6 protein-coding genes and 1 pseudogene are annotated in these 10,068 nt (G+C 44.0%); 2 read left to right on the forward strand and 5 right to left on the reverse strand.

Translation table 11 applies throughout. From position 1 onward, the window contains the following. Positions 1-30 precede the first annotated feature (30 nt). Positions 31-1,755, forward strand: coding sequence for a class I SAM-dependent methyltransferase (locus L4D09_RS21445; protein ID WP_428459567.1), 1,725 nt, complete (start codon positions 31-33; stop codon positions 1,753-1,755). 246 nt (positions 1,756-2,001) lie between these two features. Then, on the forward strand, positions 2,002-3,684 hold the full coding sequence (locus L4D09_RS21450; RefSeq protein ID WP_428459568.1) for a hypothetical protein: 1,683 nt from the start codon (positions 2,002-2,004) through the stop codon (positions 3,682-3,684). 428 nt (positions 3,685-4,112) lie between these two features. On the opposite strand, the pseudogene L4D09_RS21455 reads toward L4D09_RS21450, so the two are convergent. The 5 genes and pseudogenes from L4D09_RS21455 to L4D09_RS21475 all read right to left on the reverse strand — a co-directional run. Then, positions 4,113-5,697, reverse strand: a pseudogene (locus L4D09_RS21455) (sodium:solute symporter family transporter); the annotation flags it as partial. After that, positions 5,690-6,685, reverse strand: coding sequence for a nuclear transport factor 2 family protein (locus L4D09_RS21460; protein WP_428459569.1), 996 nt, complete (start codon positions 6,683-6,685; stop codon positions 5,690-5,692). The gene L4D09_RS21460 and the pseudogene L4D09_RS21455, both read right to left, overlap by 8 nt. 62 nt (positions 6,686-6,747) lie before the next feature. After that, complete coding sequence (locus L4D09_RS21465) at positions 6,748-7,722, reverse strand: nuclear transport factor 2 family protein (protein WP_428459570.1); 975 nt, start codon at positions 7,720-7,722, stop codon at positions 6,748-6,750. Between the two features lie 439 nt (positions 7,723-8,161). Then, positions 8,162-9,115, reverse strand: a complete 954-nt coding sequence (locus tag L4D09_RS21470; protein ID WP_428459573.1) for a LacI family DNA-binding transcriptional regulator — start codon at positions 9,113-9,115, stop codon at positions 8,162-8,164. Positions 9,116-9,182: 67 nt separating this feature from the next. Then, positions 9,183-9,926, reverse strand: a complete 744-nt coding sequence (locus L4D09_RS21475) for an HpcH/HpaI aldolase family protein (RefSeq protein ID WP_428459574.1) — start codon at positions 9,924-9,926, stop codon at positions 9,183-9,185. Positions 9,927-10,068 lie beyond the last annotated feature (142 nt).

The raw sequence follows: 10,068 nt of genomic DNA on the forward strand, positions 1-10,068 counted from the left end.
CTTATCCATACAATGATGAAACGCTATGCTATGAGCCAAAATATTCAATTTTATAATGATAATGTACAGCGGTTGGCTGATAGCTATCTTTCTATTTCTTTTGAAGCTGTTCATTCTTGTTGGAAACCTTACTGGCCTTCTGTAAATGTTGGTGATCAATCTTGCCAAGTACTTGATGTCGGTGCGGGGGCTGGGCGTGATGCAAAATGGTTTACTGACCAAGGTTGCGAGGTTTATGCGATTGAGCCAGCAGTAGCCTTACGTGAAATAGGTAAAAACTACGCTCCAAATGCCACTTGGCTTGATGACACGCTTCCTGAGTTGAAGAAAGTGCTTAGCCTTGGCATCCGTTTTGATCTTATTCTTGTGTCTGCCGTGTGGATGCATATTGCCCCTTCTGAACGTAAACGAGCCTTCCGTAAACTTGCCAATTTGTTATCACCGAACGGGAAATTAGTGATTTCTTTGCGACATGGTCGCTTTGATGATGGCCGTAGTGCACATGGCGTATCGGTTGAAGAGCTTGAACAGCTAGCGAAAGATCATGCGCTCCATACTTGCAACAAAACTGACATTGATATCGATGCCTTAGGGCGAGATGACGTACAGTGGCAGACAGTTGTATTGAATTTGCCTGATGATGGTACTGGCGATTTAACCAAAGTACGTCACATCATCGTCAATGATGCAAAGGCGGCAACATATAAGTTAGCGTTGTTACGGACACTACTCCGTATTGCTGATGCTCACCCTGGTGCTGTGTTGGATCGGAGTGATGGTAAAGTTACTTTACCCCAGGGGTTGGTAGCCTTGTACTGGATTCGTCAGTTTAAACGTCTAATTGATATTGAAATCGGTGGAATTAAGGGTATTCAGCAGAGTAGTAATACCAGTAAAGGCTTGGGTTTTGTAAAAGAGGATGGTTGGCATAAATTAAGTCACCTTTCCGCGGATGATCTTGCTATTGGAACTTTTTATCGAGGTGATGATGCCAAGGCATTACAAAAAACGATTAAAGATACGCTAACAACAGTGAAGCAAGGGCCAGTAACTTTTATTTATCAAGGAAGCAAAGAGAACAAGTTATTTGAAATGCTTCCACCGTCAAAACGTCGAACAAATTCTAGCTCATTCTTTATCGATTGTGAGTTTCTCACAAGCTTTGGCACTTTTGTTTTAGATGAAAGTTTATGGGAATGTTTACGTCTATACAGCAGTTGGATTGAACCTCTGGTTGTCAATCAATGGGTTTTAGAAATGCAGCGTTTTGAAACAAATAGGCAGCGTAATATCGGTTTACAGACTTATCACGATTGTTTGATTTGGGTTGATAAAGAGCATGATACCCGTGAGGTTCGGAAGAAAGTAGAGGCTTTGCGTCAGTGTGGCAGTGAGATCCACAGTGTATGGAGCGGAACAAAGCTTCGTGATCAATACCACGTTGATCACTGTCTTCCTTTTGCTTATTGGCCGAATAACGACCGCTGGAACTTAATGCCAACGTCTGCGAAAGAGAACCTAAATAAAAGAGACCGACTTCCTAAGTCTAAGCGACTAGATGCATCGAGAGAGCGAATTATTAATTGGTGGCATCTTGCTTGGCAAACTGAGCAAGAACAAACCCGGTTCTTTGATGAAGCAGTACTTTCATTACCTAATTTACCACCGCAATGCCGTAATTTTGATGATGTCTTTGAAGCTATGGGCTTGCAGGTAAAAGGTGTTAAAAGTCGTTTATTAGTTGGGGAGTGGTGATAGACCAAAGGTAATTTCCTGCAGAACAGAAGCCCTCTTGAAATATTATAAAGTACAGCATGAAAATGTTGTGCTTTTTATTTGAACACCAAATCACATCCCTCCTAAGTATATCGCGTTGATAAAATAACCAAACATCCTGAATTTACTCTAATTTGTTGATAAATAAAACTTTAGTGCTAGACTCGCTCCCGAATTAGAAGCAAGCAATTGCAGTYAAATAAGTTGCATTTAAAAAGGAGCGTTATGCATTGTTCTAAGTGCGAGTCTGCACGTTTTCTCTCTGACTCATATTGTCCTGATTGTGGGCATTACCATGAAGCACCGATGCTGATTAAAGCTTGTAAGGATATAGTGCCAGATTTCGGGAATATCCAAAATGACTTACCAGAGGTCGAGGTATTTACTGGGGTTGTTAAAAACACATTGCGATATAAGCGGGTTGTTGTCGATAAAGAGAATAACCGAGAATATGGCTATTGGTGGGTAACGCTAGATAATGGCGAAACGACCCGTGAAATTAGCTTGCAGTCAGAGTCTGAATTAGAAGATAGCCTTAATAAAGGGGATATCGTTACTATTTATTGCCCAACATCTCGAGTACTGACGTATCAGGTGCAGAATGGGTTGGAAGACACCATCACCAATGATGACTTTGCTAGCGCTGTCGTGAAGCATGGAATGGATGGCCAGCAATCTTCGCTTCGTCGTACTTATGAGCCTGATGGCTTGGAAACGGGTTATATCCTTAAAACATCATTCATTATAAGTTTGTTTATTTTGGTCGTTGGCGGATATGGGCTATTACACTTGAGGATGCTGTTTAGTGTTGAGGCCTATGCGATGGCTGGTGCGGTGCTTTGGGGAGGAATATCTTACTTACGCATGCGAAAAGACCAAGCGCGGTTTGATAAGCAAGATGAATATTATCAGATGATACGGCGCTACCTTACATTGATTAGAGAAACCACTATCTATCAACTAGAGGGGACTCAAATCAAGCGGCCACGTTCGGTTGATGATAGTCTTTGTGGCAAATGTGAAGCTAGAATCGATAACCAAACTCAGTATTGCTGCCATTGTGGGCACGAGCAAGTGTCGGCTACGTTGAGTATTGATACTCAACGTTGTGAAGGAGAGTTAAGCGACACGAGCGACGGTTTGATTGTTATTAAACACGGTGAAGGGCTGGTGGCTCCTCAAAGAAAGTCACTTAAGTCACAGTTACTCGATCAAATAGCACCTGTTATAGAGCAAGTTGAATCTGACTATACCCATGAATTTGCGGTTGGTAGCTCTCTTACTGGGAATATGGTATCTGATGTTATTTTGGGTACGGTGATCCACCGTGATCTATCTTCTAATATTAATAGTTGGCGTACGGAGAATGTACAAAAAACAACCTATACCAATCGATATGGTCACTCGCGAACTGAAACAAAAGTATTAAGCCGTAAGGACCATCGTCGTTCAAACCTAAATGGTTATGTTGTGATACAAACTATTGATGGGGATGAGGTAGCCTACAATCCAGGAAGTAATCAGCTGAGTAATACCGATGTAGGGGATCATGTTGTGGTGGCTCGCAGTCTGTTGAAATTAGATAAAGCAGGCGAGCATGACTACCAGCAGTTTTACTACAACTTAAGTAAGAACCTTTATTGGGATAAAGAGTGTATTTCAAGTTTCAGCTTAGGTGGCATGACAGGGTGGGTCGTGAGCTTATTATTGATTGCGACAGTAGCGGCTTTTTTCTTTGAACCTGTACTTGCGGTTATTTCAGGAACGTTTGTTAGCTTCATCGTGTTTGCTGCACATTCGGCACAAAAGAAAAATAGAGCGGCACGTGTAACGTTTGCAGAGTCGTTCGCCAGTAAACTGAACCTGGTACACCAGCACGGGAAAAGCTGGGTGAAAATGCTCGGTTAATTACTGCCGTTGAAATGAAACGTAAAAAATCCCCAGTGTTTAACTATTTCTAGTTTGAACTGGGGATTTTTATAAGCGGCTGTCAATTAGCCGTCTATTTTATTCATTTGAAATGTACTGTTAAGTCGTCGGCGATTGCTCGCCCAGTTTATTTGGAGTATCAACCAGCAAGTGAGTTACATACACAGCTAATAGACTTATCACAATTCCGCCAATAAAGAACCACAGCCCAGTAAAGCTCGATAGAGTAATTAGTGTTAGCATAATCACCATGTTAGCCGCAGTACCAAATACATAACTTTTACCCGATATCGTCGAGGTGTTAAGTACTAACAAAGACAGTGCGATAGCCCCTCCGAATACGTAAGCACACGCTTTACCAAATATGATTAAGGCTTGCGGGTCGTCAATCAGCGCATCGAACAGGTAAAGGAAGGCAAGTGATACTACAAACATAACCAATAAACCGTAACTGGCTTTGTCGATTTTACCCGGCACTAGGTACCAGCCGTTGTCCATGGTTGGCTTGTTAAGGCGTTTGTATTCAGCTTGCTGGCCTTTAACCGTGTACAAGTGCATGTCAGTTTGTTTGCCTGTTAGTAGCATGCTAGTTACCCAAGCAACCACTGCGTTGACCACGACACCAATAACACAGTACCAAGGCCAAGCCACATCAGTTGCAACAGCGACATACCAAATCACCAAAAAGCTTGCAGCAACACCGGTTAGTAAGCCTTTTTCTGTAATGTGTTTTGAGTAAAAGCCTAAAACAAACATACAAAAGCTTGCGCCGACAAAGTACGAACCGGCTTTACTCAAGACTTCCAGAACCGAGCCTGTGCTGGTTGCAAACATGATGGCTGGAATGATCACGACCAACGCCCACGTTACCGTAAAGATGCGCGACATCTTTAGGTAATGCTCTTCTGTTTCTTCAGGTTTATAGAAGCGTTTGTAAAAGTCAGCGACTGATACCGTCGCCATCGAGTTGAATGCTGAATCGAGGCTCGACATACTTGCGGCCAAGATCGCGGCAGCAATAATGCCCATAAGGCCTGGTACACCATACTCGGTTGCGTAAGTGAGGATGATGGTATTGCCATTTTCAAACGGCTTCCCTTCATAGTAGGCATTGAATAGCACGCCCAACACAATGAACAGGAAGTAGATGAAGAAGGCAACATAGCCCATCATTAACATCGACTTCTTGGCATCACCCATGTTTTTCGCCGCCATACAGCGCTGAACCATCATTTGGTTACCGCCATATACCGTGGTATGGAACATGGTCATGGCAATAACGCCGGCCCAAACGGTGGTGACTTGGGTTAGGTTCATGTCGGTTTGCAGCGCGTCGGTCATACCTTGGGCTTTCAGGTTTGCCATCACTTCAGTCATTGGCGCTGGCATACCATTCCATACCGCCTCGATGATGATGAAGGCACCGACAAACAAGATCCCAGCTTGAATCACATCGGTCCAAATAACCGCTGAAATTCCGCCCATTACGGTATACACAAGCGCTATGGTTGTCACAATCATGATGCAGTAAATCACATCGATGCCAGTGATGAACTCTAAGATCATAGCCGTTGCGTACAACACCGCAGCAGAGCTAAGTGCTTGCTTAATCAAGAAGATAAACGAGAGGGTCAAGCGCGATGCTTTACCGAATCGGCGCTCTTGGTATTCATATATCGAGGTGAGGCCATTGTTATAAAAGAATGGCATGAACACTGAAACAACAAAAAAGATCACCAAAGGGTAGTTTAAGTGTATCGCGATAACAGAGAGCCCCTCGGTGTAAGACCAAGCAGGGCCGCCTAAGAACGACATTGCACTAACATAAGTACTCACCACCGAAATACCGATGGCCCACCATGGGATATTCTTATCACCTAACGCAAACTGGTTGGCAGACGTTACTTTCCTGCCTATTACGGCACCAAGTACCAAGGTAAGTACGATGTAACCACCAAGAATGCTCCAATTAAGTAATCCAAACTCAAGCATAGGCTGGTCCCTCTTGTTGTTCTTTCATCTGCGCAAAGACGTCATGGCCAAGTTGCTGCAGGATATGAATGATATCTATTGCAACCCAGTTTTCTTTTAGTAGTTCACCGTCACGACGCCAGATATCCATTACACGAAGTTCAATGTGTTTTCCTGTTGGTGCTAGACCTAACCAGCCACTTTGGCCTGTGTGCGTACCATGCATATGCGGCCAACCACCTGTGGATACGTAGTCATTTTGAGCCAAAATGTTGAGCTCAATGTCCACACTGCGATCAGGGAAAGCAAAAACGAATGGTGCCTGATGGTGGTTACGGAAACCTTTAATGCCACGAGTGGTACCAATACCTGCTGGGCCATACCACATGAAATCATTGTGCCAGTACTTTTCCAAATCCATCGAGAAGAGATCGTTGCCATCGAAACGGCCTAAACAGCCCAGCATATCTTCAACCAGCTGTTGGCTTAGCTGGCTTGCTTCAATGTCGACAGTGCCGTGGTTGAAACCATTCGCAGGGGCAGGGGGTAAAACTAAGCCATCATGGCCAAGGCTATTACGTAGAGGGTTTACACCCGCTTGGTTCATGGCATCGATGAAATCAGGGATGATATAAGACTCGGTAATTTTACCATCTTCTACACAGGTCATTTCGGTGTAGCGTAAATACAGTGTTTTACCTGTCGCAGGAATGCCAAATAGCGGCTGTTCAAACGTTCCGACAAAATAGCCAGTTGAGTTAAACCAAGTACGACCTTCGTATTCGCCATCCATAATAATAAAGGGGCGACGCTCAACATCCGGTAACGCTTGTTGAAGCGGAAGTAGGAACGCCTCAAGGGTACTTTGCGGACCATTAAGGTCATTAACAGGGTGTGCAACGCACCACTTCACATCAGCATTTAACGCATTGTGTGCAACTGAGGTTTGCTGATCGTTAGAGGATGTGAAGAACTGCTGGTAGAACGCTTCAACGATGTTGTGTGACATGTTTGTATCCTTACTTTAGAGCCTAAATAGGTGCTTATATTCTGAGTCGGTAATCGTTTTAGTTAGCCTTGTTGCAGTAAGATTTGTTTCCAAATGGCTGTTTCATCGTAGAGGGTAAATTCACGACGGATACCCCATGGACCAAATTCAGCATGGCTTATTCCCATCACATGGACATCAGCACTGGTTGGTTTTCCAAAGGCTCCATAACCTTCATGTTTTCCTGTTAGTGACCAGCGAATGGCTGCGCGTGGTGGCATCATTGGATCTTCACGGCCAATACGGTGGTGAATTTTAAATATGGCATTGGGGAAAGCGGCGCGTAGTTGCATCCAGAATTGGTCAATGTCGCCGTGGGAAAGGCCAGATCTATCGCCAGGGTATTCAGAAAAACAAGCACGATCGTAGTCATTGACGACAGTTGAGAACTCAGCATTCATTAAGCGTTGTAGTACTTCTGCGTAGCGTGAACCCCATTCGTTGTCATTACCAACACCTTGATATGGCCCAGTAATATCTTGCTCGGGCGTGAAAGGGAACGCACTGTGTTCAATTCCGCCCTCTTGCTCGATAGCATTACGGGCAAATGTTTCTGAGCTCATGCCAAGCTGGGCAGCGATGGCACCTTGATCACGGATCAGCCATTCATCATTGATTTGATTATTAATTGCGTGGCAATCAGCAATGATACGGTAACGTAATTTGGTTCCGGTTGGTTTGCCGTATACGCCATTACCCAAATGCGTTGCTGTTGAGGTAATACGGTGAGATGAGAGCATCCCTTGTTCCGGTGTGCCGCTCCAGATAACGTCTTCACCAAATAAAGTGCGGTCGGGGAACTCGGCTAAAGTGGCCATTGTGGCGCTGATAACACCTTCGTTACCACGGACGATAGCACTTGGTGAGCGAACAATGATGTCTGGAGAGTAGTAGTGTTCAAGGGTGTTTAGTCCACGGTCTTCCCAGATCTCTTTAGTAATTCCTAGTATGTAGTCAGGAAAATCACGCCATTTCTGATCAAAGCCAGCCATTGCCATACATTACCTCCTTTTGAACGTGTTGAGACTTGCGTTAATGAATTGTTATTGTTTTTGGTTACGTATCCAAATTAGCGAATGTGAATATTTTGTCAATGCTATGTTCTTGTTTGGTGCTAAATGCGTGCGGGCGATCAGATTTTTAACAATTGTGCTGTTTTTGACCGATTTAATGTTTGAAAAAGTGATGATAGTATTGTTTGTATATTTATTTGTTTAAAATCAGTTGGTTGTGTTTTTATGGCTAAGCGGGTGAAAAAGGTAAAAGGCAGAGATTCTGCACTTTTCATATTAGTGCATACGAAGTCAAAATGTAGAGAGGGCGTATATTTGAAAGAGGGGAAGGGAAGAAAATCGATTTTTTATGCATAGAAAAAAGCAATAAAGCCAGCAAATAGCTGACTTTAAATTGGTGTTTGTAATCTAGATGTTGCCAGCATTAAGTACTGCCACGTTCGACAAGCGTCCCTTTTTGCATTAAATATTCGCCAGTTTCTTCTTTATCACCTTGGATCCTCGCTAGCAGATCATCAACGGCGAGCTTAGTAATCGTATCTAATGGTTGTTGAATGGTTGTTAAGCTGTAGCCGGGCCATTCTGCCATCGGAATGTCATCAACACCCATGACGGCGTAATCATCGGGAACACGTTTGCCAGCTTGACGAAGGCCATCAATAACACCCAGTGCAAGAATGTCGTTGGCACAAAAGATGGCACGGGGTTGATGAGGCTTTTGCAGAATACTGGTAGCAGCATCCAAGCCTGACTGGAAGTTATACTGCGCCTGAATGTATTCAGGCGCGGGTAGTCCGAGCTCACTAAGGCGTTTAGAAAAGCCCTTCCAGCGCTCTTCGCTGGTCATCGAGCCAGCATCACCACCAATGTAGGTCATTTGCTGAAACCCTTTTGCTGACAGGTAATCTGCTGCTTGAATACCAGTATCAAGGTTATCAAGGCCGACACTATTTGCCATTACACCTTCAATATAGCGATTGATAAGGCTCAGGTGGACGCCAAACTTTTCACATTGGGCGATAGAACGGCTGGTTAAACGGCTGGTGGCAATAATAAGGCCGTCAACTTGGTACTCAATTGCACGCGAGATCGCCAAATCGAGATCGTCTTTATCTATAGGGCATAACACAACTTGCCCTCCGCGCTTTTGAATCGCAGTTGCCAAAGTACGAGCTTGTAGGTCATACATTGGGTTGCTTTCACTATCGAGTGCAATCGCAATAAGCCCTGAACGGTTAGAAATAAGGCTTCTGGCAATCGCATTCGGCGTATAACCAAGCTTATTCGCCGCATCCATTACCATTTGGCGTTTTTTTTCGCTAATGCTCGCTTTTGGGTTAAATGCGCGCGATACCGTTGATTGCGAGATGCCTAACATTTTCGCGACATCAATAGAAGTAACTTTGGCCTTGATAACGGCCTCCTTATTATTGTAATTAGCCTCGCTACAGCGAGGCGCGTTCTCTTTTAAATCCATCAATGATCATTTTATGCTCAGAACCGACTCCAAAGAAAGAGACACCAGCTTCTTTCCAGTCAGAAATTTGACCTGAGTTGGCAACAAACATGCCCACAGGTTTACCATGACGCTTTGCGGCGGCAATGATTTTCAAGCTGGCTTGTCGCACAATCTCATCAGAGACAGCAGCTGCACCATACGCGACAGCGAGATCGACCTGGCCAATAAACAAGGCATCGACACCATCCACTGCGGCAATTTCATCACAGTTATCAACCCCTAGCGGATCTTCAATTTGTGCTACTACCGTTGTGGTTTGTTTACTGATGGCTAAATGCTCAGCCATCGGTTTGGTTGCATAGTTTGCTGCACGGGTAGAGCCCGCATAACCGCGACCGCCTTCACCATAATGGCTATTTTTGACGATGCTCTCTGCTTGCTCTGCTGTGCAAACATGCGGTACTTGAATACCGGATGCGCCACAATCTAGTGCATTCAAAATAGTAGAAGGTTGGCTATCTGGAATACGCACAAGTGCAGGTAGACCAGATAACCGTGCTGTCATGATACACAGATCCAATGTCGCGCGGTCATACGGTGAGTGTTCTGCATCCAAAATCACAAAATCTAATTCAGCTAAGGCTAAAACTTCAATGATATGAGGGTGGGGAGTTTTAACGAAAGTACCAATTTGATTGGCCTGTTTAAGTTTTGCCGGAAAGTTCATGATGTTCTCTTATGTCATGGAAAGGTATGCAAAAGTAATATCTTTATTTTAACTTCATGGCAACAAGAATGGGTTTTTAACCTTGTTAAATTAGCGAAAATTTGAGGTGACACATAATGAACAAAGTAGGTGTTCACGTTATTAT

The organism is Photobacterium makurazakiensis (assembly GCF_050336715.1).
Lineage (GTDB): Bacteria > Pseudomonadota > Gammaproteobacteria > Enterobacterales > Vibrionaceae > Photobacterium > Photobacterium makurazakiensis.

Coding starts and splice junctions, on each gene's coding strand:
- L4D09_RS21445 (WP_428459567.1), top strand. CDS start 31: ATGAGCCAAAATATTCAATTTTATAATGATAATGTACAGCGGTTGGCT.
- L4D09_RS21465 (WP_428459570.1), bottom strand. CDS start 7,722: ATGGCAATGGCTGGCTTTGATCAGAAATGGCGTGATTTTCCTGACTAC.
- L4D09_RS21470 (WP_428459573.1), bottom strand. CDS start 9,115: ATGTTAGGCATCTCGCAATCAACGGTATCGCGCGCATTTAACCCAAAA.
- L4D09_RS21460 (WP_428459569.1), bottom strand. CDS start 6,685: ATGTCACACAACATCGTTGAAGCGTTCTACCAGCAGTTCTTCACATCC.
- L4D09_RS21450 (WP_428459568.1), top strand. CDS start 2,002: ATGCATTGTTCTAAGTGCGAGTCTGCACGTTTTCTCTCTGACTCATAT.